30 protein-coding genes, 6 tRNA genes and 2 rRNA genes are annotated in these 26,484 nt (G+C 58.1%); 23 read left to right on the forward strand and 15 right to left on the reverse strand.

What is annotated here, in order from left to right:
* The 8 genes from EJL02_RS07440 to EJL02_RS07475 all read left to right on the forward strand — a co-directional run.
* A 23S ribosomal RNA gene (locus EJL02_RS07440) occupies positions 1 to 124 on the forward strand; the annotation flags it as partial.
* A gap of 80 nt (positions 125 to 204) precedes the next feature.
* Positions 205 to 280, forward strand: a tRNA-Lys gene (locus EJL02_RS07445).
* 76 nt (positions 281 to 356) lie between these two features.
* A tRNA-Glu gene (locus EJL02_RS07450) sits at positions 357 to 431 on the forward strand.
* Positions 432 to 506: 75 nt separating this feature from the next.
* Positions 507 to 623, forward strand: a 5S ribosomal RNA gene (gene rrf, locus EJL02_RS07455).
* 29 nt (positions 624 to 652) lie between these two features.
* Positions 653 to 728: transfer RNA gene (locus tag EJL02_RS07460), tRNA-Asn, on the forward strand.
* Positions 729 to 789: 61 nt separating this feature from the next.
* Positions 790 to 866, forward strand: a tRNA-Ile gene (locus EJL02_RS07465).
* Positions 867 to 882: 16 nt separating this feature from the next.
* A tRNA-Asp gene (locus tag EJL02_RS07470) sits at positions 883 to 959 on the forward strand.
* A 35-nt stretch (positions 960 to 994) separates the two neighbouring features.
* Positions 995 to 1,070, forward strand: a tRNA-Thr gene (locus EJL02_RS07475).
* A gap of 40 nt (positions 1,071 to 1,110) precedes the next feature.
* Here the strand turns inward: EJL02_RS07475 and cysK (EJL02_RS07480) are convergent.
* Together cysK (EJL02_RS07480) and EJL02_RS07485 are read right to left on the reverse strand one after the other, a co-directional pair.
* Entirely contained in the window at positions 1,111 to 2,043 is a 933-nt protein-coding gene (gene cysK, locus EJL02_RS07480; RefSeq protein WP_125115789.1) for a cysteine synthase A, read from the reverse strand.
* 163 nt (positions 2,044 to 2,206) lie between these two features.
* Complete coding sequence (locus EJL02_RS07485) at positions 2,207 to 3,364, reverse strand: glycoside hydrolase family 3 N-terminal domain-containing protein (RefSeq protein ID WP_125115790.1); 1,158 nt, start codon at positions 3,362 to 3,364, stop codon at positions 2,207 to 2,209.
* Positions 3,365 to 3,479: 115 nt separating this feature from the next.
* Here EJL02_RS07485 and gluQRS point away from each other — a divergent pair, with 115 nt between their 5' ends.
* The 5 genes from gluQRS (at position 3,480) to EJL02_RS07510 (ending at position 6,688) form a co-directional block, all read left to right on the forward strand.
* Complete coding sequence (gene gluQRS, locus EJL02_RS07490; RefSeq protein WP_125115791.1) at positions 3,480 to 4,397, forward strand: tRNA glutamyl-Q(34) synthetase GluQRS; 918 nt, start codon at positions 3,480 to 3,482, stop codon at positions 4,395 to 4,397.
* A 106-nt stretch (positions 4,398 to 4,503) separates the two neighbouring features.
* Positions 4,504 to 5,514 carry an SPFH domain-containing protein gene (locus tag EJL02_RS07495; protein WP_125115792.1) on the forward strand — a complete coding sequence of 337 codons (1,011 nt, stop codon included), beginning with the start codon at positions 4,504 to 4,506 and terminating at the stop codon, positions 5,512 to 5,514.
* 32 nt (positions 5,515 to 5,546) lie between these two features.
* Complete coding sequence (locus tag EJL02_RS07500; RefSeq protein WP_125115793.1) at positions 5,547 to 5,807, forward strand: hypothetical protein; 261 nt, start codon at positions 5,547 to 5,549, stop codon at positions 5,805 to 5,807.
* Positions 5,808 to 5,834: 27 nt separating this feature from the next.
* Complete coding sequence (locus tag EJL02_RS07505; protein ID WP_125115794.1) at positions 5,835 to 6,005, forward strand: TA system antitoxin ParD family protein; 171 nt, start codon at positions 5,835 to 5,837, stop codon at positions 6,003 to 6,005.
* A 104-nt stretch (positions 6,006 to 6,109) separates the two neighbouring features.
* A complete protein-coding gene (locus EJL02_RS07510) occupies positions 6,110 to 6,688 on the forward strand; it encodes a GerMN domain-containing protein (protein WP_125115795.1) in 579 nt (192 codons plus the stop codon).
* A 58-nt stretch (positions 6,689 to 6,746) separates the two neighbouring features.
* Here the strand turns inward: EJL02_RS07510 and rbr are convergent, their stop codons facing one another.
* The 4 genes from rbr to EJL02_RS07530 form a co-directional block, all read right to left on the reverse strand.
* Positions 6,747 to 7,283, reverse strand: coding sequence for a rubrerythrin (gene rbr / locus EJL02_RS07515; RefSeq protein ID WP_125115796.1), 537 nt, complete (start codon positions 7,281 to 7,283; stop codon positions 6,747 to 6,749).
* 55 nt (positions 7,284 to 7,338) lie between these two features.
* Positions 7,339 to 7,728 (reverse strand): Fur family transcriptional regulator, encoded by a 390-nt coding sequence (locus EJL02_RS07520; protein ID WP_125115797.1) that lies wholly within the window; start codon positions 7,726 to 7,728, stop codon positions 7,339 to 7,341.
* A 99-nt stretch (positions 7,729 to 7,827) separates the two neighbouring features.
* Positions 7,828 to 8,481: a PAQR family membrane homeostasis protein TrhA gene (trhA, locus tag EJL02_RS07525; RefSeq protein ID WP_125115798.1), complete on the reverse strand. Its 654-nt coding sequence runs from the start codon at positions 8,479 to 8,481 to the stop codon at positions 7,828 to 7,830.
* A gap of 155 nt (positions 8,482 to 8,636) precedes the next feature.
* Complete coding sequence (locus EJL02_RS07530) at positions 8,637 to 9,854, reverse strand: polysaccharide deacetylase family protein (protein WP_164510338.1); 1,218 nt, start codon at positions 9,852 to 9,854, stop codon at positions 8,637 to 8,639.
* 148 nt (positions 9,855 to 10,002) lie between these two features.
* Between EJL02_RS07530 and EJL02_RS07535 the strand changes: the two genes are divergently transcribed.
* The 4 genes from EJL02_RS07535 to thiE are packed head-to-tail and all read left to right on the forward strand — an operon-like array spanning position 10,003 to position 12,367.
* Positions 10,003 to 10,533 carry a DUF1836 domain-containing protein gene (locus EJL02_RS07535; protein ID WP_243114434.1) on the forward strand — a complete coding sequence of 177 codons (531 nt, stop codon included), beginning with the start codon at positions 10,003 to 10,005 and terminating at the stop codon, positions 10,531 to 10,533.
* Between the two features lie 2 nt (positions 10,534 to 10,535).
* Positions 10,536 to 11,009 (forward strand): YbaK/EbsC family protein, encoded by a 474-nt coding sequence (locus EJL02_RS07540; protein WP_125115801.1) that lies wholly within the window; start codon positions 10,536 to 10,538, stop codon positions 11,007 to 11,009.
* Positions 10,997 to 11,722, forward strand: a complete 726-nt coding sequence (locus tag EJL02_RS07545; protein WP_125115802.1) for a nitrilase-related carbon-nitrogen hydrolase — start codon at positions 10,997 to 10,999, stop codon at positions 11,720 to 11,722. The genes EJL02_RS07540 and EJL02_RS07545 overlap by 13 nt, the downstream gene beginning before the upstream one ends.
* Before the next feature lie 12 nt (positions 11,723 to 11,734).
* Positions 11,735 to 12,367: a thiamine phosphate synthase gene (gene thiE, locus EJL02_RS07550; protein ID WP_125115803.1), complete on the forward strand. Its 633-nt coding sequence runs from the start codon at positions 11,735 to 11,737 to the stop codon at positions 12,365 to 12,367.
* 79 nt (positions 12,368 to 12,446) lie between these two features.
* Here the strand turns inward: thiE and cysK (EJL02_RS07555) are convergent, their stop codons facing one another.
* Entirely contained in the window at positions 12,447 to 13,376 is a 930-nt protein-coding gene (cysK, locus tag EJL02_RS07555; protein WP_125115804.1) for a cysteine synthase A, read from the reverse strand.
* 135 nt (positions 13,377 to 13,511) lie between these two features.
* Here cysK (EJL02_RS07555) and EJL02_RS07560 point away from each other — a divergent pair, with 135 nt between their 5' ends.
* The gene (locus tag EJL02_RS07560; RefSeq protein ID WP_125115805.1) at positions 13,512 to 14,228 is read left to right on the forward strand and encodes a peptidoglycan recognition protein family protein; all 717 of its coding nucleotides are present in this window, start codon (positions 13,512 to 13,514) and stop codon (positions 14,226 to 14,228) included.
* A gap of 64 nt (positions 14,229 to 14,292) precedes the next feature.
* Here EJL02_RS07560 and EJL02_RS07565 read toward each other — a convergent pair whose 3' ends face one another.
* Positions 14,293 to 15,384 (reverse strand): dipeptide epimerase, encoded by a 1,092-nt coding sequence (locus EJL02_RS07565; protein ID WP_125115806.1) that lies wholly within the window; start codon positions 15,382 to 15,384, stop codon positions 14,293 to 14,295.
* A gap of 35 nt (positions 15,385 to 15,419) precedes the next feature.
* Entirely contained in the window at positions 15,420 to 16,787 is a 1,368-nt protein-coding gene (gene pepV, locus EJL02_RS07570; RefSeq protein WP_243114427.1) for a dipeptidase PepV, read from the reverse strand.
* Positions 16,788 to 16,993: 206 nt separating this feature from the next.
* Here pepV and EJL02_RS07575 point away from each other — a divergent pair, with 206 nt between their 5' ends.
* The 5 genes from EJL02_RS07575 (at position 16,994) to EJL02_RS07595 (ending at position 20,469) form a co-directional block, all read left to right on the forward strand.
* Complete coding sequence (locus EJL02_RS07575; RefSeq protein ID WP_125115807.1) at positions 16,994 to 18,181, forward strand: DUF819 family protein; 1,188 nt, start codon at positions 16,994 to 16,996, stop codon at positions 18,179 to 18,181.
* Between the two features lie 147 nt (positions 18,182 to 18,328).
* On the forward strand, positions 18,329 to 19,036 hold the full coding sequence (locus tag EJL02_RS07580; RefSeq protein WP_125115808.1) for an ATP-binding protein: 708 nt from the start codon (positions 18,329 to 18,331) through the stop codon (positions 19,034 to 19,036).
* 60 nt (positions 19,037 to 19,096) lie between these two features.
* Positions 19,097 to 19,645, forward strand: coding sequence for a tRNA (mnm(5)s(2)U34)-methyltransferase (locus tag EJL02_RS07585; protein ID WP_125115809.1), 549 nt, complete (start codon positions 19,097 to 19,099; stop codon positions 19,643 to 19,645).
* Between the two features lie 40 nt (positions 19,646 to 19,685).
* Positions 19,686 to 20,213, forward strand: a complete 528-nt coding sequence (locus tag EJL02_RS07590) for a hypothetical protein (RefSeq protein WP_125115810.1) — start codon at positions 19,686 to 19,688, stop codon at positions 20,211 to 20,213.
* A 16-nt stretch (positions 20,214 to 20,229) separates the two neighbouring features.
* Positions 20,230 to 20,469 carry a hypothetical protein gene (locus EJL02_RS07595; protein ID WP_125115811.1) on the forward strand — a complete coding sequence of 80 codons (240 nt, stop codon included), beginning with the start codon at positions 20,230 to 20,232 and terminating at the stop codon, positions 20,467 to 20,469.
* Positions 20,470 to 20,510: 41 nt separating this feature from the next.
* On the opposite strand, the gene EJL02_RS07600 is transcribed toward EJL02_RS07595, so the two are convergent.
* The 6 genes from EJL02_RS07600 to EJL02_RS07625 form a co-directional block, all read right to left on the reverse strand.
* Positions 20,511 to 21,779, reverse strand: a complete 1,269-nt coding sequence (locus tag EJL02_RS07600) for a diaminopimelate decarboxylase (RefSeq protein WP_125115812.1) — start codon at positions 21,777 to 21,779, stop codon at positions 20,511 to 20,513.
* Positions 21,780 to 21,804: 25 nt separating this feature from the next.
* Positions 21,805 to 22,038 carry a DUF3006 domain-containing protein gene (locus tag EJL02_RS07605; protein WP_164510339.1) on the reverse strand — a complete coding sequence of 78 codons (234 nt, stop codon included), beginning with the start codon at positions 22,036 to 22,038 and terminating at the stop codon, positions 21,805 to 21,807.
* Positions 22,035 to 22,907, reverse strand: a complete 873-nt coding sequence (locus tag EJL02_RS07610) for a ComEC/Rec2 family competence protein (protein WP_125115814.1) — start codon at positions 22,905 to 22,907, stop codon at positions 22,035 to 22,037. Before EJL02_RS07610 ends, EJL02_RS07605 begins: the two co-directional genes overlap by 4 nt.
* On the reverse strand, positions 22,908 to 24,404 hold the full coding sequence (gene putP, locus EJL02_RS07615) for a sodium/proline symporter PutP (RefSeq protein WP_125115815.1): 1,497 nt from the start codon (positions 24,402 to 24,404) through the stop codon (positions 22,908 to 22,910). It abuts the gene before it with no gap.
* 209 nt (positions 24,405 to 24,613) lie between these two features.
* On the reverse strand, positions 24,614 to 25,219 hold the full coding sequence (locus EJL02_RS07620) for a CYTH domain-containing protein (protein ID WP_125115816.1): 606 nt from the start codon (positions 25,217 to 25,219) through the stop codon (positions 24,614 to 24,616).
* Positions 25,219 to 26,466 carry a glutamate-5-semialdehyde dehydrogenase gene (locus EJL02_RS07625; RefSeq protein WP_125115817.1) on the reverse strand — a complete coding sequence of 416 codons (1,248 nt, stop codon included), beginning with the start codon at positions 26,464 to 26,466 and terminating at the stop codon, positions 25,219 to 25,221. Before EJL02_RS07625 ends, EJL02_RS07620 begins: the two co-directional genes overlap by 1 nt.
* Positions 26,467 to 26,484 lie beyond the last annotated feature (18 nt).

The following is a 26,484-nucleotide window of genomic DNA, read 5'->3' on the forward strand; positions in this document are numbered from 1 at the left end:
CGAGATAAGTGTTCCCATCCTTCGGGAGTAAGGCCCCTTGTAGACTACAAGGTTGATAGGTCAGGAGTGGAAGTGCAGTAATGCATGCAGCGGACTGATACTAATAGGCCGAGGGCTTGACCTCAAAGATTAGAGGCAATCTCAGAAAAGACTCTTAGCTTGCCAAGTTATTGTTCAGTTTTGAAGGTGTAAATCTTCAAAGATGCACCATTAGCTCAGTTGGTAGAGCAACTGACTCTTAATCAGTGGGTCCACGGTTCGAGCCCGTGATGGTGTACCAGAATGGTGCGCTGTGGGATTGGACGGAAAGTGCAGTCCCACGGTGGTGCCAGGCATACCGGGAAGTTCGCTGAAATGGCCCGTTGGTCAAGCGGTTAAGACGGCGGCCTCTCACGCCGCAAACGGGGGTTCGATTCCCCCACGGGTCACCATCTTTTCTCTTGACAAGATGGTAGGCGGTATGGTATGTTATACAAGCGAGTAAATGCGAAAGCATTTCTCATATAGTGCGTGTCAATGGTGACGAGGGTACACCTGTTCCCATTCCGAACACAGTAGTTAAGCTCGTTTACGGTGACAATACTTGGCTGGCGACGGCCCGGGAAGATAACTCGACGCGCACACCAGCGGATCGCTTTGATCCGCTCGACATTCCTCAATAGCTCAGTTGGTAGAGCATGCGGCTGTTAACCGCAGGGTCGTTGGTTCGAGTCCAACTTGAGGAGCCATCTGATAAGGCTTTGCCGCCACCATAATACGTGGCGGCAAAGTACTGTCAATCCCTGATATGGGCCTTTAGCTCAGTTGGTTAGAGCAACCGGCTCATAACCGGTCGGTCCCGGGTTCGAGTCCCCGAAGGCCCACCAAATTAATTTGATATTCGGCCCGGTAGCTCAGTTGGTTAGAGCGCCAGCCTGTCACGCTGGAGGCCGTGGGTTCAAGTCCCATCCGGGTCGCCATACAACGGCGATTCTTTGATCGCCGTTTGTTTTTTGCTGCTGTAGCTCAGTAGGTAGAGTGCATCCTTGGTAAGGATGAGGTCACCGGTTCAAATCCGGTCAGCAGCTCCAAAAAAAGCCTGTCTTTCGACAGGCTTTTTCTTTTGTTCTTTTAGTCGCTGACAAGCGGCGTGGACAGATAGCGGTCGCCGGTGTCCGGCAGCAGGGCCACAATGGTTTTGCCCTTGTTTTCCGGCCGCTGTGAAAGCGCAACTGCCGCATGCAGTGCCGCACCGGAGGAAATGCCGATGAACAGGCCTTCGCTGTGTGTAAACACGCGCGCGGTAGCAAAGGCATCCTCTCCCTTGATGCGCATAACCTCATCGTACACCTTGGTGTTGAGCACTTCCGGTACAAAGCCTGCGCCGATGCCCTGAATCTTGTGCGGACCGCCCTTGCCGGTGGACAGGACAGGGGATTCATCCGGCTCGACTGCGACGATCTTGATATCCGGATTGCGTTCTTTGAGATAAGAACCTACGCCGGTGATGGTGCCGCCGGTGCCAACGCCTGCAACAAAGATGTCGATTTTGCCATCGGTCTGTGCCCAAAGTTCGGGACCGGTGGAAGCATAGTGTGCTGCAGGATTGGCTGGATTGACAAACTGACCGGGGATAAAGCTGTTCTCGATCTCCTTTGCCAGCTCATCCGCCTTGGCGATTGCGCCGGACATGCCTTTGGCGCCGTCCGTCAGTACCAGCTCCGCGCCATATGCCTTGAGCATGTTGCGGCGCTCAACGCTCATGGTTTCGGGCATGGTCAGGATAATGCGATAGCCCTTGGCGGCTGCGACCGCAGCCAAACCGATGCCGGTGTTGCCGCTGGTCGGCTCGATGATGGTCGCGCCCGGCTTAAGCGCACCGCTCTCCTCGGCTTTGGCAATCATCGCGTTGGCGACGCGGTCCTTGACCGAGCCTGCCGGATTGAAGTATTCGAGCTTTGCGAGGATCTGCGCCTCGGCGCCGGTTTTTTCTGCAAACTTATCTGCTGCATACAGGGGCGTGTTGCCGATCAGCTCGGCAAAGCTGTGCTTGATATCTGCCATGTGGTGTACCACCTTTCATATTTCCTTAATTCATAGGTGTTTTATATGAATTGAGCATACAGGAAAAACTGGATTTTGTCAAGAGATATTTAAAAAAACGCCCCTATTTTGTAGGGGCGCTGTGTTTTGCGGTGTGGTTGTGCTATGAAATTGTCAAAAGGGATCAGCTGTTGCTGGTATCCAGAAGCTCCAGCTGCATTTTCCAGCGGATCACCCGGATGGCGGCGCCGCGGATGGTATCCTCGGAGATCGTCCCGTCCTGCACGGCGGTCAGCACAGCGTTGTACTGCGTGACAAAGTCGGACGAGATCAACATATCGTTGCCCGCCTGTACGGCCAGCACGGCTGCGTCCGCGCCTCCGGTGTAGTCGGTGATGGCCTGCATGACCAGATCGTCGGTCATCACAACGCCGTCAAAGCCGAGTTCATCCCGTAGGATCTGATGCACTGCGGGGGAGAGCGATGCGGGCAGCGTGCCGTCCATGCAGGAAACAATGTTGTGATTGACCAGGATGGCCTGTGCGCCGGCCTCAATGCCCGCGGTAAAGGGCAGAAAATCCGAGGAACGGAACTGCGACAGCGGACGGTCGTCCTGCGCGATGCCGGTGTGCGTATCGGCATTGCTGCCGTATCCGGGAAAATGCTTGAGCACCATGCCCATGCCGTCCTCGTTCATCTGTTCGACCACCCTGCGGACATAGTCGCTGGTGGCGTCTGCGTCCTGCCCGAAGGCGCGGGCATAGATGAAGTCGGCCGGGGTGGTGGAGACGTCGCACACGGGCGCGAGATTGACGTTCACGCCAAGCGAGGCGAGCAGGGTATCCTTTTCCTTTGTGTCGCTTTGGATGCGATCCAGGCCGCCTTCGGCGAAAAGAGCTTGTGGAGATTGGAAGCGGCTTGCGCGGAAGCTGGGATAGGCGCTGACGCGCACGACCGTGCCGCCTTCCTCGTCCACACCGATCAGCATGGGCGTCGCAGCGGCCTGCTGATAAGACGCGATCGTCTCGCGTATGCTGTCCGGGGTCTGGTTTTCAAAGTCACGGCCAAACAGGATATAGCCGCCGATATCGTACTGTGCGGCAAGCTGTGCCGCATCCACATCCGGGCAGCGCGCAAAGAACATCTGCGCGATCTGCTGTTCCAGCGTGAGGGAATCGACATAGGTTTCCGCGGGGTCAGGCTCTTCCGGTTCAGGAACCGGATCGGGAGCGGGCTGAGCTGCAGAGACGTCATCCGCCGCGTCGTGGGACGTATGGCCGCAGCTGGCTGCGCCGAGCGGCAGGCAGAACGCGAGCAGCAAACAGAGCAAGCGTTTTTTCATCGTCAGCACCTTCCTTCCTTGCTCCCATTATACAGGAGCGGGCAGGCCGTTGCAAAGTATATTGTGTTTGTGGTAAGATAAGGGGACTGAGGGGATGGAAAGGGGAGAAACCGGGATGCAGACCATCGGACGTTTTGCGCCCAGCCCGAGCGGACGCATGCACTTGGGCAACGTGCTGTGCGCACTGCTGGCGTTTTTGAGTGCGCGGCAGCAGAATGGGCAGTTTTTGCTGCGGATAGAGGATCTGGATGCCATGCGCTGCCCGCGCAGCTTTGCGGATTTAATTATGGATGATCTGCGCTGGCTTGGGCTGGATTGGGACGGCGAAGTGCCATATCAGTCCGAGCGGTCGGACATCTATGCGCATTACGAGGCCATTTTACGCGAGAAAGGGCTGCTCTATCCCTGTTTTTGTTCGCGTGCTGCGCTGCATGCGGCTTCCGCACCGCATTTATCGGATGGGCGCGTGATTTACGCGGGCACCTGCCGCGATCTGACACCCAAACAGGTGGCGGAAAAGCGCAAGACGCGCGTACCGGCCACGCGCGTGCGCGTGCCGGATACGGTCGTACGGTTCACCGATGCGGTTTGGGGGGACTACGAGGAGAACCTCGCACAGGAGTGCGGGGATTTCATCGTGCGCCGGTCGGACGGCGTATTCGCTTATCAGCTGGCCGTTGTGGTGGACGACGCGCTGACCGGCGTCAACGAAGTCGTGCGCGGCGCGGATCTGATTTCCAGCACGCCGCGTCAGATCTGGTTGTACCGCCAGTTTGGATTTACGCCGCCGCGGTTTGCGCACCTGCCGCTGCTGTGCGACCATGACGGCCGCCGCTTGTCCAAGCGGGATGAGGATCTCGACCTCGGCCTGCTGCGGCAGCGGTTTTCGCCCGAGCAGGTGATTGGCGCGCTGGCCTGCGCTGCCGGTCTGATCGACCGGCCGGAGCCGGTCGCGGCGCGCGAGCTGGTTCTGTCCTTCGACTGGGCCAAGGTTCCGCGGCATGACCTGTATTTGCCGGATATCTTCAGATAAAGCGCCCAAGCGGGCGCTTTTCTTTTTGTCAAAATTTCTCTTGACAGCATGGATGGACGGTTGTATTATGATGATATCAAATTGATATGATTGCGAGGGATAGGATATGAACGAAAAACAGGTAGAATATCAGGAAAAGACGCTGCGCGCGCCCAATGGATTGGGGGTCCTGGTGCTGGATGTGCTGCTGTGCATTGCAGCGATTGCCCTGATCGTGTTCGGCATCATGAAGATGGATGAAATGGGCGGCAAGGCGGGCGCAATGCTCGCAGTCGGCATCGTGTACTTATGCGTACCGAGCTGGCTGCTGGCCTGCGGCATCAAGGTGCTGGGCCCGAACGAAGCGTTGGTGCTGACGCTGTTCGGCCAGTACATCGGCACGCTCAAGGGTGAGGGCATTTTCTTCGTCAACCCCTTCTGCGCGTCGGTCAACCCGGCGGTGGAGAGCGCAAGCGAAGCGGCGCTGACCCATCTGTCCAAGGACGAAAACCCGTCGAGCGGCAAGATCGTCAAGGCGGCGTCCATGAGCAAAAAGCTGTCGCTCAAGACCATGACGCTCAACAATGACAAGCAGAAGATCAACGACCTGCTCGGCAACCCGATTGTGATCGGTATCGCGGTCATCTGGCACATCGAGGACACGGCCAAGGCGGTGTTCGCGGTGGATAATTATCAGGAGTTCCTGTCCATTCAGTCGGATGCGGCGCTGCGCAACACCGTGCGCCTGTATCCGTATGACGTGTCCGAGGGCGGCGACGAAAAGAGCCTGCGCGGCTCGTCGCAGGAGATCGCGGGCGTGCTGGCGGAGGAGATCCAGAAGCGCGTGGAATGCGCGGGCCTGAAGATCGAGGAAGCCCGCATCACGACGCTTGCGTACGCACCCGAGATCGTGGCGGCGATGCTCCAGCGGCAGCAGGCCAGCGCGGTCGTGGACGCGCGCAAGATGATCGTCGAAGGCGCGGTCGGCATGGTCGAAATGGCGCTTGATGAGCTTAGCCGCAAGCAGGTGGTCGAACTGGATGACGAGCGCAAGGCGCAGATGGTGTCCAACCTGATGGTCGTTTTGTGCGCAGGGAAAGACGCACAGCCGGTTGTCAATTCGGGTTCGATCTATTAAAATAGAGGTAGGAAGAGAGGAGGCTGGAACGGATGCTTCTGGATCTGCTTCTGGGGTTCGCGGCGGATGCGGTCGTGACGGGCGCACAGTCCCGGCGCGTGACCAAGGTACTGCGGATTGTGCTGGCGGTGCTGATCGCGTTGTTTATGCTGACGCTTGGTGGGTTCATGCTGCTCTGCGCAGTGGCAATTGACGGCGGCATTGCGGTGCGGCTGGTCTGTGGGGGACTGGCTGCACTGTGTTTGGGGTATCTGGTGTTTTTCATTCGCGCGGTTTGGCGCAAAATGCGATAATCGGTCTGAACAAGGGGAGGTGCAGCCGTGGCCGACAAGGAAAAAGCAAAAAAACAGGTGCCGCTGCGGCTGTCTGCCTCGTTATATGATGAGATCGCCCGTTGGGCCGAGGATGAGTTCCGTTCGGTCAACGGGCAGATCGAATATCTGCTCACCGAAGCGGTACGCCGCCGGAAAAAGCAAGGACCGAAGGATTGAACTTGCAGCGGGAATGCTCTTCCCACGGGCGTATGGGTGTGGTATAATAGCTGCACATCCTCCGCAGCGATGTGAGCTGCGGCAGGCAGAAAGGAGAGAATTCCATGAGCAGACAGTTAAAAATATTTTTGGCCGTGGTCATCATCGTGATCGTGGTTGCGGCGGCCTGCGTTTTTGGATATGTCAGCGGACAGCAGCCGGAGGATACGACGGAGCCGAACCAGACGGTGGAGCCGACCACCCCGGACGAACCGGACACCCCGGATGATACACAGCAGGAAAATCCGGTGCAGCCGGAAAACCCCAACCCGACGGGCGGGGATTCCGCGGTTGTCTATGTGCCGGATGAGCAGGGCGAAACGCTCACGCCGGTCGGCACGGACGTGGCGGATGATTCCGATCAGGCGCTGGTCGATGCGCTGATTGCGGCGGGCTCGCTGCCCGAGGGCGCGGCGGTGCAGTCCTCTTCGACGGCGGATGGTGTGCTGACACTGGATATGAACGCGGTATACGGCGACGCGGTGCGCTCTTCCGGTACGACCGGGGAAAGCCTGCTGATCTATTCGCTGGTCAATACCTTCGTGCAGGCGCGCGGCGTGAACAGCGTCATCATCACGGTGGATGGTGCGCCGCTCGAAAGCGGACATGAAATTTATGATTACCCGCTGGAGGCCACCAACTAAGTGCAACAGAAAAAGGCTTCGGAACTTTCGTTCCGAAGCCTTTTTGCATGAGATATGCTTAGTAGTTTTCTGCCTTGAGCTCGAAATATGCCTGCGGATGCGCGCATACCGGGCAAACCTCGGGCGCCTGCTTGCCGACAACAATGTGGCCGCAGTTGGAGCACTGCCAAATGCAGTCGCCGTCGCGGGAGAAGACCAGATTGCCTTCCACGTTGGAGAGCAGCTTGAGGTAACGCGCCTCATGCTCCTTCTCGATTTCGCCGACCTGCTCAAAGAGGAATGCGATATCTTCAAAGCCTTCTTCGTGCGCTTCCTTGGCAAAGGTCGCGTACATGTCGGTCCATTCGTAGTTTTCACCCGCGGCCGCAGCCTTGAGGTTTTCCGCCGTGCTGCCGATGCCCTCAAGCAGCTTGAACCAGATCTTTGCGTGTTCCTTTTCGTTATTCGCAGTCTCCTCGAAGATCTTGGAGATCTGCACATAGCCATCCTTCTTGGCCTTGGAGGCGTAGTAGGTATACTTATTCCGCGCCATGGATTCGCCCGCGAACGCGGTCTGGAGGTTTGCTTCCGTCTTGCTTCCCTTCAAATTTGCCATAATCACTTACTCCTCACATTGTAGTATTTTTCAGACAGCTTTTGGCTGCCGGAAATCACGCTTGGTTCTCCTGGCAATCCTTGCAGATGCCTTCGAACAGGATATCATACCGCAGGACTTGCACGCCCGAGGTGTCTTCCACCTGCTCGAGCAGGTTTTCGATATGCGGCATGTGCACGTCATAAACGGCGCCGCACTTTTCGCATCGGACATGGTAGTGTTCGCTGGTGTTGAAGTCAAACCGGTCCGCGCCGTTCGGCACAGGGACACGGCGGATCTCGCCCTGCGAAGCGAGCTGGTTTAAGTTGCGGTAAACGGTAGCCTTGCTGATGGAAGGATGTTCAGCCGCCACGGCAGCATACACGTTGTCCGCAGTGGGATGGTCGTGCATCTGCAGGACGGTCTGCAAAACAATTTGACGCTGCACCGTATTTCTGGTCTGCATGCTGTCACCTGCTTCCTAATAGTATAAAGTATTAATTAGAGTATATACTTAATTTATACCATTGTCAAGCACGAATCGTATCATCCGGCAGGTTTTGCCTTACAGGACGTAGAGAAAGACCATCAGATAGTGACAGACGCTGCCGGCGATCACGAACAGATGGAACAGTTCGTGGAATCCGAGCAAGGGCGTGGGGTTGGGGCGTTTGGTAATATAGATCACCCCGCCGATCGTATAGAATATCCCGCCGGCCGCCAGCAGCAGGATCGCGGGAACTGGCATGGAGAGCACGACGCCAAAATCAAAGACGATTGCCCAACCCAGCGCCAGATACAGTGCAGTGCCGAGAAAGCGCGGCGCATCGATCCAGACCAGCTTGACGGCAATGCCGGTCGCGGCGATCAGCCAGATGCAGGCAAGAAATACATAGTTGTGCGGCGGCTGCATGTAGCAAAGCACGATCGGGGTGTAACTGCCGGCGATTAGCACATAGATCATGCTGTGGTCGAGCTTTTTGAGGCGGCGCAGCGTTTTTTCCTCCCGGCAGGAATAATGATACACACAGCTGGCAGAGTACAGCCCGATCAGCGACAGGCAGAAGATGACGACCGAGGCGGCTTGCTGGCTGTTTGACGAACCGGTTGCGCCCAATCGAAGCAGCATGGCGAGCAGACCGATCCCGCTCAGCACTGCGCCGACAAAGTGTGAATAACTGGAAAACGGTTCCCGTGCCTTGAGAAAAACACGCGGCATATCGTATCACTCCTTTTAAGATATGGTTTATAAAACTATTTAACGTATAATATAATACTACATCAAAGGGAAAATGCAATAGCTTTGGATGAAATTATTGTGTCCGATCGGTAAAAAAATACACCTGTGTTTCCACAGGTGTATCATGGTTTGTTTTATGCGATGACCACAACGGTGTGCGCGCTTTCCTCCCAGTCCACAAGGAATCCGCAGAGATCGCCGAGGCTTCGCAGTTTATAGTAGGTATAGCCGTCGATGTTGTAAGCGGCTACCATGTGCAGGCTGCCGTCCGCCATGGTCGGTTCGGTAATCGACCGAACCGTGCGTTTTCCGGATGCAAGCGGTTTGTTTTCCGTTCCGATCGGCGTATAGGGGGCAAAGGACGTCAGCTCGACGCGCTGCGTGCTTTGGTTCCACTGCACGTCATAACCGCTTGCCGTGTCCTTGAGCAAAACGGCCACATCGCGCACGCGTACATAATTGTTGCCGCCGATGTTATAAGCCGGCAGCGAAGTGACCGTTCCGTTAACCGATACCTTCGCGGCGGTGGGGGTTGCGGTGGCGGTTTGCTGCAGCAGGGCGGACACCGGTTTGTCCATGTGGATGCCGTAGCGCGGCATGTTGTACAGGGACGAGAACGGATGCGCCTGTCCCGCGTTGGTCAGGGTGCTGATTAAAATGCCGTTGTTGCGCAGGATCGAAGGCATCCAGCCATCATAGGCACCATAGGGATAGGAGAAATACAGCACATTTTGCTGGCCGGTGTACTGCTTGATGAGTTCAATGCTGGTTTGCAGGTCGCTGCCTACGCGCAGACGGTAGGCGTTTTCGGATTCCCCGGCCAGACGCATCACACCGTTGATGCCGTCGGGCGCATTGTTGCCGCCGTATTGCGGATTGTGCAGGTTATAGGTATGCGAGCCGATCTCCACCAGACCGCTGGATACCATTTCCTGTGCCTCTTCCCAAGTGAGCGAGCGCCGCGATGGGCTGGCGGCGATGTCCGGCTGGATATTGCGCGCCACCACGGCGATGGCTGCTTTCATACCGGTCTCCATCAGGATGGGATAAGCATAGTCGTAATTCGAGCGATAGCCGTCGTCAAACGTGATCATCACGGGTTTGTCCGGCATCTGCGCCCGGCCCTGCGTGATTTCCACCAAATCCGACGGGAGCAAGGGGGTATACCCGAATTCCTGCAAAAACTCCATGTCCTGACGGAACCGATCCACCGTAATGGTCATGCTGTTGGTGGCATTCGGATCTTCTGTCAGATCATGGTACATCAAAATGGTCAGGTTCTTGCCTGCCGGTGCTGCGCCTGCGCTGCCGATCATGGATAAGACGATAGCCATGCAGGTAAAAGCTGTCAAAAAACGTTTCCAACCCCTTTTTTTCATCTCTAAACCCTGCCTTTCTAACCATAAGTATACCAGAGAATTTCCATTTTGTCCACTTTGCCGTCCCACTTGCATGCGGGAGCTGGAAGGATTATAATGAGGAGGAAATGAGGTGAAAATCATGCCGGACTTTGGTCAAATTCTGGAGCGGGTTTTTTCCGATCAGGATATTTTGCCGGCCGATGTGCCGCAGCTGGATCTGTATATGGATCAGGTCTTGTCGCTGTTCGACCAGCATCTGTCCGCTGATAAGAGAAATCCATCGGATAAGCTGCTGACCAAAACGATGGTGAATAATTATGTCAAAGAAGGGTTGATCACGCCGGTGCGCGGCAAAAAGTATACGCGTCAGCAGATCATGCAGCTGCTGTGCGTGTATCATTTGAAGCAGAACCTGCGTCTGAGCGATGTCAAAGCGCTGACCGGGCGCGAGGATGTGGATTTTGAAGCCTGCTATGCGCATCTGCTGGAGGATAAAGCGCGCATCCGCGACAGCATCCCGCCGATGCTGGATGCGTTTGTGCCGTCGGACGTGGATGACCCAAACGGACGGCTGATGCTGTGCCTTGCGCTCAGCGAAATCGCGTCTTATCTGCGCCGGTTGTGTGAAAGCATGATCGACGGCATAGAGGAACAAACCGGAGGGAAATAAAGATGTCCATTGAAAGAGCAAAGGCTTGGCTGCGCCAGTTCGGCGCAGAGGATCGGGTGCTGGAATTTGATACGTCGTCGGCGACGGTCGAGCTGGCGGCGCAGGCGGTTGGCTGCGAGCCGGCGCGCATCGCCAAAACGCTGTCGTTCCGCACTGGGGACGGGGTGATCCTGATTGTGGCCGCAGGGGATACCAAGATCGACAACCCGCGTTATAAGGCGCGCTTTGGCTGCAAAGCGAAGATGCTTGCCTTTGAAGAGGTGGAGCCGGAAATCGGTCATGCGGTCGGCGGGGTGTGCCCCTTCGGCATCAACGATGGGGTGACCGTTTTTCTGGATGAATCGCTGCATCGCTTTGAAACCGTGTTTCCTGCCTGCGGCTCGTCCAATTCCGCCATCGAGCTGACCATCCCCGAACTCGAGAAGTTTTCCGGCTATAAAGCCTGGGTGGATGTGTGCAAGGGATGGCGGGAATAACCGTTTCCTTGGCGCAGTTCGGCGCCGGAGAGGACAAGCAGGCCAACTTGCGCACAATAGAGTCGTTCGCACAAAAAGCAAGAGAATCCGACTCCTGTATGCTGTTTCTGCCGGAATACAGCATGTTTTACGCAAAAGTGAACAGACGGTCACACATCCGGCAAGCGGCGGAGTCACTGGATGGCGCGTTTGTGCAGGCGCTGGCGCGGCTGGCGCGGCAATACAGCCTGTGGCTTGCGGCAGGGATGTATGAGCAAACGGACGGCCTGCCGTATAACACCATTGTGGTGGTGGATGCAGACGGTGTGCTGCGTGGCGTGCACCGCAAGCAGCGGCTGTACGACGCTTTCGGCTATCGCGAATCCGAGGAGTGCCGGGCAGGGGAAATGCCGTTTGTGCCGGTGCAGACACCGGCTGGCAAGCTGGGTATCATTACCTGTTTTGAGCTGCGTTTTCCTGCGCTCGCAGCGGAACAAAAGCAGGCAGGGGCGGAGGTCTTGTTCGTTCCGGCGGGCTGGGCTGCCGGTGAAAACAAGGTATTGCACTGGCGCACGCTGCTCTGCGCGCGTGCCATTGAAAACAGCATGACCGTGCTCGGCGTGGATCAGGATGCGCCCGGATGCTTTATCGGCCACAGCGCGGCGTTTGCCGCGGATGGCCGCACGCTGGGAGCGCTGGACGAGGGCAGCGGCCTGCTGCATATCACAATTTGAAGGAGAATCATCATGCAATTTGATCCCACATTGTATGTCATTACGGACAGCACTTATCATACGACGGAAACCCTGCTGCACGCGGTCGATCAGGCTTGCGCGGGCGGCGCAACCCTGATTCAGCTGCGCGAAAAGGATACGGGCGGCCGGGATTATCTGGCGCTGGCGCAGCAGGTCAAGGCGATCACTGACCGCTGGCAGGTGCCGCTGATCATCGATGACCGCGTGGATGTGGCCATCGCGTGCGACGCGGCGGGAGTACATGTCGGGGCGAGCGATCTGCCGGTTGCGGTGTGCCGCAAGCTGCTGGGGCCGGACAAGATCGTCGGTGCGACCGCCAAGACCGTGGAAGCGGCGCAGGCAGCCTATGCCGACGGTGCGGATTATCTCGGCACGGGTGCGATTTTCCCGACCACGACCCATGTGACGACTAAGGTCACGCCGGTGTCCACGCTGGACGAAATCTGCCGCGCGGTGCCCATTCCGGTGGTGGCGATCGGCGGATTGAACGCGGAAAATATGGACGTTTTGGCAGGTAGCCCGATCGCGGGCATCGCGGTGGTTTCCGCGGTGATGAAAGCGGAGGACCCGCGTGCAGCGGCGGCACAAATCAAAGAAAAGTTTTTGGCGCAGCACAAACGCTGATCCGGCTAAGATACAGAAAAAGGCTTCGGAACGAAAGTTCCGAAGCCTTTTTGATTGCCGTTTGGATGAAAAATGCGGATCAATCCTGAAACAGCGGGGTGGAGAAATAACGCTCCGCCGTGTCGGGCAGGACAGTGACCACGGTTTTGCCGGGACCGAGCTTTTTGGCAAGCTGGATCGCGGCGGCAACGTTGGTGCCGCTCGAAATGCCGCACATCAAACCTTCCAGACGGGCCAGATCCTTTGCGGTCTGGATGGCCTCATCATCGGTGACGATGTACAGGTGATCGTAGATCTTTGTGTTCAGGTTCTTGGGGATGACGCCGTCGCCAATGCCCATCTGCAAATGCGTGCCGATCGAGCCGCCGGACAGGATGGCCGCGTTTTCCGGCTCTACTGCCCAGATCTCAAGCTGGGGGTTCTGTGCTTTGAGCACTTCACCGATGCCGCTGATCGTGCCGCCTGTGCCGAAGCCGGAGCAGAAACCGTCGATCGGGCCGCCAACCTGCTCCAGGATTTCGGTGGCGGTGTGATGGCGATGAACCGCGGGGTTGGCCGGGTTGTCGAACTGACCCGGAACAAAGACCTTGGGGTCATTTTTAGCCATTTCGTCTGCAATTCGCTGGCATTCCGCGATGCAATCGCCGATATTGCCGGCATCATGTACCAGAATCACTTCCGCGCCGTAGTGCTGCACGAGCTTGCGGCGTTCTTCGGAAACCGAATCCGGCATGATGATCTTGACCGTATAGCCCTTGACCGCACCGCAAAGCGCAAGGCCGATGCCCTGATTGCCGCTGGTGGGTTCTACAATAATGGTGTCCGATTTGATCAAGCCCTTGCGCTCGGCATCTTCCACCATGTTGAGTGCAGTGCGCGTTTTAATGGAACCGCCGACGTTCAGGCCCTCGAACTTGACGAGCACCTCAGCGCAGTCTGCTGGAACCATGCGGTTCAAACGTACCATCGGCGTATGGCCGACTGCTTCCAGAATGTTGCTGCATATCATCGAAAAATCTTCCTCTCAAACATGTCTGCTATACATTATAACACAACTTTTTGCATAAGGATAGAACAGATTGACCAAAAAGTGTCAATCTGCTCTTCTTTTTTTGGAGTTTATGCAGGGAGGAGGTGAAATGTGATGGAAATTCATTTTCAGCAGGCAAATGCGGGGAATTACTTGGCGGCGTCGCGCGGCAAGGCACAGATCGACTATCTGGTGATCCATTTTACCGCAAATGACGGCGATACGGCGAAAAACAATGCGGATTATTTTACGCGTGAGAATATTTCGACCTCGGCGCACTATTTTGTGGACGAAAACGAGGTTTGGCAGTCCGTGCGCGACGCGGATATCGCGTGGCATTGCGGCACCAAGGGTACTTATTTCCACCCGTATTGCCGCAACGCCAACAGCATTGGCATCGAGCTGTGCAGCCGGATGCAGGACGGGAAGTACTACTTCCGTTCTGGCACCGTGGATCAGGCCGTGCAGCTGGTGCGCACGCTGATGGCGCGATACGGCATTGCGCCTGACCATGTGGTGCGGCATTACGATGTGACGCACAAGAATTGTCCGGCGCCGTTTGTGGAAAATGCAGCGGCGTGGCAGGACTTCAAACGCAGACTGACCGAGGAGGTGGACGATATGACGGCAGATGAAGTCAAGCAGCTGATCGAGCAGAGCAAGACGGTATACACGACGGCGGCAGCCGTGCCCGACTGGGGCCGCGCAACGGTGGATAAACTGGTGCGTAAGGGCTGGCTGCAAGGCGAAGAAAAGGGCAACCTCAATTTGCCCGAGGAGATGCTGCGCGTGCTGGTGATTAATGACCGTGCGGGCATTTATGGGGATTGAGTGACGAAAAACGGCGAAAGCAATCTGCTTTCGCCGTTTTCCATGGGTTTATAGAAAAGGTGATTTAGTCAAGGTAAGTGACTTTTTCGATGCCCTTGATGCCGAGGCCGGGCTCATCCGACACGGTGATGTCCTTTTCGTTGAACACCGCGCCGCCGAGGATCGGGTCTTCGGTGCACAGCACCGGGCCGTCCAGATCGATCTTGGTGATGACCTGCTTGGCGCAGGCGAGATGGATCGCCGCGTTGACGCTGATCTTGGCTTCGAGCATGCAGCCAAGCATGCACTCGACGCCGTATACCTCGGCCGCGGACGCGATCTTGAGCGCGTTGTACAGGCCGCCGGCCTTCATCAGCTTGATGTTGACCAGATCGGCTGCGCGCATCTGCATAATGGTCAGCGCGTCCGCCGCGTTCTGTACGCTCTCGTCCGCCATGACCGGGATGGTCACGTTGTCGGTGACGTACTTCAGGCCGGTCAGGTCGTGCTGGGCAACCGGCTGCTCGACAAATTCGATGTTGAGTCCGGCGTCTTCCATCTGGCCGAGGATGCGCACGGCTTCTTTGGGCTTCCAGCCCTGATTGGCGTCGATGCGGATCTTGACGTCGTAGCCGACTTCGGCGCGGATGGCCTGCAGGCGGCGCAGGTCGAGCGGTGCGTCCTTGCCGACCTTGCACTTGAGGCAGTCATAGCCGCGGTCTACCGCGTTGCGTGCGTCGCGCGCCATTTCTTCCGGGTCGTTGACGCTGATGGTGATATCGGTGACGATCTTGTTGCGGCTGCCGCCGAGCATTTTGTAGACCGGGATGTGGTACAGCTGGCCGTACAGATCCCACAGCGCCATATCGACTGCGGCCTTGGCGCTGGTGTTCTTGAGGATGCAGCCTTGCAGGGCGAGCATCAGGTTTTCGAAGTCGTCCACTTCGCGGCCCAGAATGGTGGGCGCAATGTGATCCTGAATGGCGCCGATGATCGCGCCGGCGGTGTCGCCCGTGACTGCGCCGGTCGGGGGCGCTTCACCGTAGCCGATCGCGCCGGTGTCCGTATGGATCTCCACGATCACGTCCTCGACGGACGAAACCGAACGCACCGCCGTCTTAAACGGTACGCGCAGCGGGACGGTAATGCGGCCCAGCCGTATTTTTGTGATTTTCATCAGTTGTCAACTCCTTGCTGTAACAGAAATCAGAATTATTTTGCCAGTTCATACATGGCAGCGGCCAGAATTTCCGCGTTTTGGAGCAGCCGCTCGGTTTCCATGTATTCGTCCGGCTTGTGCTCGCGGATCTCATCGCCCGGGAAGATCGGGCCGAACGCGACCAGATTGGGGATGGACTTGGCATAGGTGCCGCCGCCGATCGACTTGAGCACCGCCTTGTCGCCGGTCTGCTCTTCGTAAACCTTGGACAGCTTGCGGATCAGCTCGCTTTCGGGCGGCATATAGATGGCGGCCTTGTGCTTCATTTTGGTTTCGTGGAAACCGCCGAGCGAGAAAGCGCGCTCCATGCGCGGATGCGCCTCGTCATAGGTCTTGGTGACCGGATACCGCACGGACAGGGTGAGCGAAAGCGTGTCGTCGGCAAAGGCTGCAACGCCGAGGTTGACCGTCAGGTCGCCCGACAGGTCGTCGCGCATGGCGATACCCAGCGATTCGCCGCGCGTTTCCATGCCAATGCGGTCCGCGAGGAACGCCATGCAGTCGGCCAGATCGCCTTCGAGCGGGAGCATGGTGAGCGCAAGCGCCAGACGGCCGATCGCGTTTTCGCCCTGTTCGGGGGTCGAGCCGTGGGCGGATACGCCCTCGGCTTCCACGCGGATGCCGCCGTCGATGGCCGTGACCGTCACCTTGTCCAGCGCAATTTTGCCGGCCGCCTCCGCCGGGCAGGCAAGCTCCGCCACCGCATAGGCGGGGGAGACGTTGGATGCCGTGCCGCCTTCGAAGCGGGTCAGACGGTATGCGCCGGTCTGGTTCAGCTTGCGGGCATAGGTGCAGTTCATGATGCCCTTTTCGCCGTTGATGATCGGATATTCGCCGTCCGGCGTAAAGCCCATGACCGGCACTTCGCCGCCATGCTCAAGATACCACACCATGTCCTGACAGCCGGTCTCCTCGTTGGTGCCAAACAGGATGCGGATGCGGCGGGACGGGACGAAGCCCGCGTCCTTGAGCGCGGCCAGTGCGTACAGCGCCGCGACCGTCGGCCCCTTGTCGTCCATCGTGCCGCGGCCGTAGATGCGGCCGTTTTTGATTTCGCCCGAAAACGGTTCGGCGGCCTGCCAGCCGTCGCCCGCGGGTACAACATCCAAGTGACCAAGTACGGCGATCATTTCGTCGCCTTCGCCATATTCACACCAGCCGACACGGTTGTCCATGTTGACCGTGCGGAAGCCCAGACGGTCGCACAGTGCGAGCGTCTCGTGCAGGCAGCGTGCCACCTCGCTGCCGAACGGTGCATCCGGCGTGGGTTCGCCTTCAACGCTCGGGATCCGGATCAGCGTGGTCAGATCCTTCAGCAGGTCATCCGCGTGCGCCCGGATATAGGTTTTGCATTCCATCATTTTCCCTCCTTAACGGGTTCTGAACAATCCCATATCATATTGTACAGGATGCACGACGAATTTGCAAATCATTCTGTGCAAATTGCTTGCAAGACCTTGCAAAAAAAGTGTTTTTCCTGTATACTGAAGAAACAATCCGATGTTGCGGCACACGGGAAGCCGGGACGGAGGGAAAAAAGAGAATAAAAAGTGAGGGATGAAAACAGATGATTACCAACGGCTTTACCTATATTGCGGTGTTGGTTTTCCTGGCCGCAGTGCTGGTAGGTGCGGAAAAAGTGACCAAATGGAAGTTTTTCAAGTTCGTACCGCCGGTTGTGCTGCTGTATTTGCTCACCATGTTGCTGTGTACGGTAGGCGCATGGGATATGGAGGCGACTTCGGGCGCATACAGTGCATTGAAAAACAACATTCTGTACGCAATGCTTTGCCTGATGCTGCTGCGCTGCGACATCCGCAAGGTGCTCAAACTTGGTCCGCGTATGCTGGGCGGCTTCTTTGCAGCCAGCATTTCGATCGCGATCGGTTTTATTGCAACCTATGCAATCATGAATGGCGTGCTCGGTTCCGAGGCATGGAAGGCACTCGGCGCTCTGTGCGGCAGCTGGATGGGTGGTTCGGGCAACATGGTTGCCGTGCAGGCGGCGCTCCATATTTCCGAGGCGGATATGGGCTATGCGCTGGTCATCGACTCAATCGACTATTCGGTTTGGGTCATGTTCCTGCTGTGGGCCATCACGTTTGCACCGCAGTTTAACAAATGGACCAAGGCGTCCACCACAACGCTGGACGAGGTTTGCGCTCGTCTGGAGCAGGAAATGAAGGAAGAGGACAAGCACATGAGTTTCCCCGGCCTGCTGTTCCTGATCGGCGGCGCGCTGTTGGTTTCTGCGCTTTCGCAGAATATCGGCGGTATGATTTATGATTGGACGAGTGTGATCACGGGCGGCGGCACGCCCTGGATCGACTCCGCAACCTGGACCGTGCTGGTGGTTACCGTCATCGCATTGGTCGCGGCGGTCACGCCGATTGGCAGAATTGCCGGTGCGGCGGAGCTTTCCAATGTCATGCTGTACATCGTCATCGCGCTGCTTGCTTCCCGTGCAAGCCTGCTGGAGATGACCGATGCGCCGGCGTGGATCATTTCCGGATTTATGATTCTGGCAATCCATGGTATCATTCTGGTCATCATTGCAAAGATCTTCAAGCTCGATATGTTCACCTGCGGCGTGGCGTCGCTCGCGAACATCGGCGGCACGGCGTCCGCGCCGGTTCTGGCAGCGTCTTATTCGGGCGCGCTCGTACCGGTCGGCGTGCTGATGGCGCTGATGGGCTACATCATCGGTACCGGCGGCGGTATCCTGACGGCGAATATTATGAAACTGTTCGCCTGATCTTGCTTGGAATAAAAACGGCTGTCTCAGTTTTGAGACAGCCGTTTTTTATGTCTTTTGCAGTTTTGTTGTTATAACAACAGACGATATGCGGCCAAACGGTTATACTGGTGCCAACAAACACGGAACAAACGGAGGAATGGATCTATGCTGCGGAAAATTATTGAGATCAACGAAGAAAAGTGCAATGGCTGCGGCCTGTGCGCAAGCGCGTGCCATGAAGGCGCGATCGGCATGGTGGACGGCAAAGCAAAGCTGCTGCGCGACGACTATTGTGACGGTTTGGGCAACTGCCTGCCGGTTTGCCCGACCGGCGCGATCACCTTTGTCGAGCGCGAAGCTGCACCCTATGACGAAGCTGCGGTGCAGGCGAATCAGCGCGCCCAGCAGGCGGCACAGCAGCCGCTGGCCTGCGGCTGCCCCGGCAGTCAGGCACGCGCCATCGAACGCACGGCGGCGTCCGCACCGGCGGCTGCTGCGCCGATGGATTCTCAGCTGCGCCAGTGGCCGGTGCAGATCAAGCTTGTGCCGGTTAACGCCCCGTATTTTGACGGCGCAAACCTGCTCGTCGCAGCGGACTGCACGGCGTATGCATATGCAAACTTCCATCAGGACTTCATCCGGAACAAGATCACACTCATCGGCTGTCCCAAGCTGGATGAGGGCGATTACAGCGAAAAGTTGACCGAGATCATCCGCCTGAACAATATCAAGAGCGTCACGGTCGTGCGCATGGAGGTGCCGTGCTGCGGCGGCATCGAGCACGCGGTACGCACCGCCTTGCAGGCGAGCGGCAAGTTCCTGCCGTGGCAGGTGGTTGTCGTATCGACCGATGGCCACATCCTGGAACAGTAAAGCATAGGCAAACCCCTTCGTTTGTGGTACAATGGGTAACACAAACGGAGGGGTTTTTGTATGAATACATTGGATGTGGTGCATGATTTTCTGCGGCGGCAGGTAAAGCCGGGCGCGTTCTGCATCGACGCGACGGCGGGGAAGGGACGCGACACCGCACTGCTGTGCCGGCTGGTTGGGCCGGAAGGGCGGGTGCTGGCGTTTGACGTGCAGCAGGATGCAGTGGATCAGACACGCGCGCTGCTGGACGCCGAGGGGCTGACCGCCGAGGTGGTGCTGGACAGCCACGCCAACATGGCGCGTTACGCCGCGCCCGAAAGCGTGGACTGCATTGTGTTCAATTTCGGTCGATTGCCGGGCGGCGACCCGAAAATCTTTACTACGGCATCGTCGTCCATCCCTGCAATCGACGCGGGACTGACTCTGCTGCGGCCGGGCGGCGTGATGGCGCTCGCGCTCTATTACGGAAAAGAAAATGGATATGATGAGAAAAATGCCGTTTTGCAGCACTTAAAGTCGTTAAATGACCGATCGTTCACTGTTCTGGCCTGCGACTGGCTCAATCGGAAGCACGATCCGCCGCTGCCGATTTTTCTCTGGAAAGAATAGCCGGGATATGCTATAATCGGCAGGTAAGGAGGGATGCATCATGCCTTGGTGCCCCAAGTGTAAAGCAGAGTACCGGGAAGGGTTCACAGAGTGCAGCACCTGCCATGTGCCGCTGGTGGATACCTTGCCCGAAAAAAATGAAGTGCCGGAGCGGGAGCAGTTTGTCCTGCCGGACGGCATGGAAAAACCGATCGCGGTTTACACGGCGCAAAACCGGCTGGAAGCGGAGACGATCTGTGATATGCTGCGCGATCACGATATCGTCGTGATCGACCGGCCGGCAGCCTTCCGGCAGATCCAGGCCTACGCCGGCGCGGATGCGCGGTTCGGCGTGGAAATCGTTGTGGATGCCAGCCAAACCGCACAGGCGCGTGCGCTGATTGACGAAATGAACCACGATCTGGCGGAACAGCCGATGGATGAGGATGCGCTGGCCCGTTTGGCGGAGGAGCAGGCGATGGAAATGCCCGAGCAGCCGATGGAGGACAATACGTCGTTCAAACTGCTGCCGGTGGTGGCGGGCATTATCGTGGTGGCGCTTGTGCTGCTGTATTTTGTGACCAACTGAGAAGGAGGCGAGGCACATGCCTTGGTGTCCCAAATGCGGGGCGGAGTTTCGCAAGGGGTTTACCGTCTGCAATACCTGTCATGTGCGGCTGATCGACCATAAGCCGGACGGCACGGAGACGATCGAGGAGCTGACGCCGCCGCCCGAAGGGTGGGAGCGGGAAAGCCCGAAAAAGCAGCGTATGCTGCGCATCCTGCGCGCGCTGACCTTTGTGCTGCTGGCGCTTGCCGCCGCGCTGCTGCTGCAAAACATATAAAAAAGCGTGTACGCGAAAGCGTACACGCTTTTTTATTTGTGTTACTTCAGGATATCGTCAAACAGGCCGGTGAAGTCCAGCGTTGCGAAATAATCCTTCGGGGTTTCCGCGCGGCGGATCAGCTCGACCGAGCCGTCCTCACGCAGCAGCAGTTCTGCCGAACGCAGCTTGCCGTTGTAGTTGTAGCCCATCGAGAAACCATGCGCGCCCGTATCGTGGATATAGATGTAATCGCCGATATCGATGCGGGGCAGGTTGCGGTCGATGGCAAACTTGTCGTTGTTTTCGCACAGGCCACCGGTGACGTCATAGGTGCGGTCGTGCAGGGCGTTCTCCTTGCCCAGCACAGTGATGTGGTGGTAAGCGCCGTACATGGCGGGACGCATCAGGTTGGCCGCGCAAGCGTCCAGACCGGCGTATTCCTTGTAGGTGTGCTTGTGGTGGATGCACTTGGCAACCAGCGCACCATAAGGCCCGAGGATGAAGCGGCCCATCTCGGTGTAGATGGCAACGTCGTCCATGCCGGCCGGTGCCAGCACTTCTTCGTATGCGCGGCGCACGCCTTCGCCGATGGCCATGATGTCGTTCGGCTCCTGCCACGGCTTATACGGGATGCCGACGCCGCCGGACAAGTTGATGAACGCGATGTGCACGCCGGTTTCCTTGCGCACCTCAACCGCAAGCTTGAACAGGATGCGGGCCAGCGCCGGGTAATACTCGTTTGCCACGGTGTTGGAGGCGAGGAACGCGTGGATGCCGAAGTGCTTGACACCCTTGGTCTTCATATACTTGAACGCTTCGATCAGCTGCTCGCGGGTCATGCCGTACTTGGCTTCCTGCGGGGTGTCCATGATCTCGTTTTCGAGCACAAAGTCGCCGCCGGGATTGAAACGGCAGGACATGGTTTCCTTCCACTCGCCAACCTTGTCGTAATAGTCGAGGTGGGTGATGTCGTCAAAGTTGACGATCGCGTCAAGGTCGCTGGCCAGCTTGAAGTCCTCGTTCGGGGTGACGTTGGAGGAGAACATGATGTCGTGGCCGGTGATGCCGCATGCCTTGCTTAGCAGCAGCTCGGTGTAGCTCGAGCAGTCGCAGCCGAAGCCTTCCTCGTGCAGCAGCTGGACCAGACGCGGGTTGGGGGTCGCCTTGACGGCAAAATACTCCTTGAAGCCCGGGTTCCACGCAAATGCCGCCTTGACCTTGCGGGCATTCTCGCGGATGGCCTTCTCGTCATAGATGTGGAACGGGGTGGGGTAGGTCTTGGTGATTTCCTGGACCTGCTCCAGAGTCAAAAAGGGTTTCTTTTCCATTGGTTTTCGCCTTTCCTTTTAGGATTTACTCATCGGATTGCTTGCCGAGGATGCGCTCGAACCGGCGGCGCATATCGTCCTCAAGCCGTTGGGTTTCGATCTGGTCGATCTCCGCGATGCGGCCGTCCCGGATGATGACGACCATGCCTTCGCCCAGCATAGCGGGCGCGTCGGCGCGGGGGAAATTGACCATTTTTCCATCGATTTCAACAATCACATCATCGCCTTCAAAGCGATCGACAATACCGGTCTGTTTCATGCAGCATTCTCCTTGCTTGATGACGGTGGGTGAAGCGGGAGGATCACGGTGCCGCATTCTGCTGTGATGCGGACGTCATCCACCCCCGCAAGGGACAGATTTTGCAGCGTTTGCGGGTCGGGGTGGCCGAAGTCGTTGTCTACGCCGCAGGAGATGACGGCAACGGATGGCTGTACGGCTTGCAGGAAGGCGGTCGAGGACGAGGTCGCCGCGCCATGATGGCCCACCTTGAGCACATCGCAGCGAAGCGCGGGATAGTGCGCCAGCAGCGATTGCTCGGCAGCGGCTTCGGCATCGCCCATGAAAAGGACTTCCTGCGTATCGGTCCGAAACAGCGTGATGAGCGAACGGTCGTTGAGATTGCCGTCCGGCACATCGTCTGCGGGGCCGAGAAAGGTGAGCGAAGCACCGGAATCAAAAACCAGTTCTTCGCCCGGAGTGGGAATGGTTGGTTGGACGCCCTGTGCTTCCAGCGCATCCAGCAGGTTGGAATATGCGGAGGTGGTCTGCATCTCACGGCCCATGTAGAAATGCTCGACCGGGAATGCGTCGATCACCTGCGCCATGCCGCCGATGTGGTCGGCATGCGGATGGGTGGCAACCACGGCATACAGCCGGGTGACACCGAGTTCCTCTAAGTAATGGACAACCGCGGCGCCGCTTTGCGCGGTGCCCGCGTCGATCAGCACGGCCTGCCCGCCCGAAAGCAGCAGCGCCGCGTCGCCTTGGCCGACGTCAATGAAATGCACAGCAGTGTCTTGGGTCAGTGCCGGCTGAGGGAGCAGGCGGTCGGATACCTGCACCAAACCGCTGAGCACAAGGGCCACAGCGGCCGCGCACCAGAGAACCAGCCGGAGCCTGCGTTTCATTTACTCTTCGCAGCTGCGGTAAGAGTCGAACTGATCGGTGACTGCCTTGCTCGGTGCGGGGGTCAGCAGGCTGACCACGATGATGGCGATCAGGCCGCAGACAAAGCCGGGCACGATCTCATACAGTTCGAAGATGCCGCCGGACAGCTGTGCCCAGACCAGATCGACCACGCCGCCGACGATGATGCCGGCATACGCGCCGTACTTGTTGGTGCGGCGCCAGAACAGCGAGCAGAGCACCAGCGGGCCGAAGGCCGAGCCGAAACCGGCCCACGCGTATTCGACCAGACCGAGTACGGTGCTGTTCTGGTTGGTGGCGATGAAAACAGCGATCAGCGCAACGACGATGACGCAGATGCGGGAAACCCACATCAGCTCGGACGCCGAAGCGTTCGGACGGATCTTGTTATGGTAAAAGTCTTCCGTGATGGCGGAAGCGGTGACCAGCAGCTGGCTGTCCGCCGTGGACATGATGGCCGCAAGGATCGCAGACAGGAAGATGCCGGCGATAAAGACCGGGAAAATGCGGCTGACCATGTTGATGTAAATGGTTTCTTCGTTGCCGGCGGTGACCAGCAGGCCGTCGCCGAGGAACATACGGCCGGAAACGCCGATCAGAACCGCGGCCGTCAGCGAAATCAGTACCCAGATGGTAGCGATGCGGCGGGACTTCTTGATGGCGCTGGGCGACGAAATACCCATAAAGCGCACCAGAATGTGCGGCTGGCCAAAGTAGCCAAGGCCCCATGCCAGCAGCGAGATGATGCCGAGCGCGGTGTAGGGCGTATTGGTTTCGCCGTCCACAAACATGTTCAGGAAGTTGGGGTTAAAGGATTCGACCTGCGACAGAAAGTCGGACGGGCCGCCGAGCGAGCCGATGGCGATCGTCGGGACTGCGATGACGCAGAAGAACATCAGAAGGCCCTGGAAAAAGTCGGTCCAGCAAACGGCGAAGAAGCCGCCGGCAAAGGTGTACGAAATGACGACGACTGCACCCACCAGCAGCGACACCAGATACGGGATGCCGAACACGGAGGAGAACAGCTTGGCGCAGGAAACAAAGCCGGACGCCGTGTAGAACAGGAAGAACACCAGAATGAATACGGCCGCGATGACCGAGATCATGCCGCTTTCATCCTGATAGCGGTTTTTGAAAAACTGCGGAAGCGTGATCGCGTCGTTTGCGACCTTGGTATACTGGCGCAGCGGCTTGGCAACCAGCAGCCAGTTGAGGTAAGTACCCACGGCAAGGCCGATGGCGATCCAGCCGGCGGAAATACCGGACAGATAGGCAGCGCCGGGCAGACCCATCAGCAGCCAGCCGGACATATCCGAGGCCTGGGCGCTCATCGAGGTGACCCAGGAGCCGAGCTTGCGGCCGCCGAGGAAGTAATCGGTCGTCGTACGGCTTTTGCCCATGAAGTACATACCGATACAGATCATGAAGATCAGGTATACGCCGAATGCGGCGATCGTGATGATGCTGTCAAAGTTCATGTGTATTTACCCTCCCAAAATTCATGTTTATTATACATGGAAACTGCATTTTTTGCAAGAACGCGGGGAGAGAATTGCGCGGGCGGATAAAAATATACGCTTTGCACAATTTTATGCAGATTTCTTTCGCGGCAGTTATCGGAAACGTCTGCGCGCTGCGCGCAGCAAAAAAGGGGCTGCCGGTCCGGCAGCCCCTTTGCAGGTCGGTGTTACAGTTTCATGGCCCGGACCAGCTTGCTTTCCGGTTCGGGAATGAGCGAGAGGTGGTCGGCCAGCTCGGCGGCCAGCGCGTGGAACGCGTCCTCGCTGCCGGCGACATATTCCAGCTCGATCTCACACAGCGGCGCGGTTTTATCCCCGTGCCGCAAAGTGCCCTGGTCAAGCGCAAGCTCGCACACGGTGTCGTCCTGCTGCAGCAGGATCGCGCAGCGGCGGAAGTCCACCGTGCAGATCTGCTCGAGCGGGGCGGCCAGCGCCTGCGCGCACAGCGTCAGCGGCGCGCCCTTTTTGGGCAGAATAGCAAGTCCTTCGGCGACCGTCTGCGCCAAGCACTCGTATTCCTCGTGCGCGCGCATGCCGTCGGGCGTGTTTTCGTTGCGCAGCTTCATGCAGCAAACGCTGCGGTCGTTTTCTTTTCGCAGGCGCAGCGCGGCCTGCTGGCGGCGCAGCAAGCCGTCCGCCGTGTCATAATACTGCGACCGCATGTGCAGCGTCCGGCTCTGCGTGCCGATGCGGGAGGAGGCCCACAAAAGCGCCTGCCCCAAAAGCTCCTCATCGGCGCGCCACTTGTATTCCTTCTCCATGGTTTTGTTCATCAGCGCACCTGTCCGTTTCCGTAGATAATATATTTGGTGGTGGTCAGCGCGGTCAGGCCCATCGGGCCGCGCGCGTGCAATTTCTGGGTGGAAATGCCGATTTCCGCGCCGAAACCGAATTCAAAGCCGTCGGTGAAGCGGGTGGAAGCATTGACGTAGACCGCTGCCGCATCCACTTCGTCGAGAAACCGCTGCGACGAGGCGTAGTCCCGGGTGACGATGCACTCGGAGTGGCCGGTGTTGAAACGGTTGATGTGGTCGATCGCCTCGTCGAGCGAGTCAACGACCTTGCAGGAGATCTCGTAGCCGAGATATTCACGGCCGTAGTCCTCGTCGGTTGCGGGCAGCACCGTGTCGCCAAGAATCGCCATCGTGCGCGGGCAACCGTGCAGCACCACGCCGTCGGGCGCAAGTCCGGCCGCCGCCATGGGTAGGAAGTCGGCTGCGACGTCCTTGTGCACCAGCAGGCTTTCGGCCGCGTTGCACACGCTCGGCCGCTGGCACTTGGCGTTGACCAGAATCCTCTGCGCCATGTCGAGGTCAGCCGACGCATCCACATACACATGGCAGTTGCCCGTGCCGGTTTCAATCACCGGGACGGTCGCGTTCTGTACGACCGCGCGGATCAGCCCTGCGCCGCCGCGCGGGATGAGTACATCCAGATAGCCGTTGAGCTTCATCATCTGGTTTGCGCTGTCGCGCGAGGTGTCCTCAACCAGATTGATCGCGTCCGCGGGCAGACCCTCGGCTTCGAGCGCCGCGCGCATGAGCTGGGTCAGGCACATGGAGGAGTGGAACGCCTCCTTGCCGCCGCGCAGGATGCAGGCCGAGCCTGCCTTGAAGCACAGCGCCGCCGCATCCACCGTGACGTTGGGGCGCGCCTCGTAAATGATGCCGATGACGCCCATCGGTACGCGCTTCTGACCGATCAGCAGGCCGTTGGGGCGTTTGTGCATGCCCAGCACTTCACCGACCGGATCGGGCAGGGCGGCCACCTGCCGGCAGCCTTCCGCGATGCCCTTGATGCGCTTTTCATCCAGCATCAGCCGGTCGATCAGTCCGTCCGCCAGTCCGGCGGCGCGGCCGTTTTCGATGTCGATGCGGTTGGCGGCGATGATCTCGTCCGCGTGCGTCGTGAGCGCGTCCGCGATAGCGAGCAGGCCGCGGTTTTTATCGTTTGTGCCGAGTTTTGCTACCGCGTGTTTGACGCGGCGTGCATCTTCAGCAATTTCCAGCAGTTGCCGCATGGCGTTTCACCTCGTTTG

This window comes from Agathobaculum sp. Marseille-P7918 (assembly GCF_900625105.1).
Lineage (GTDB): Bacteria > Bacillota > Clostridia > Oscillospirales > Butyricicoccaceae > Agathobaculum.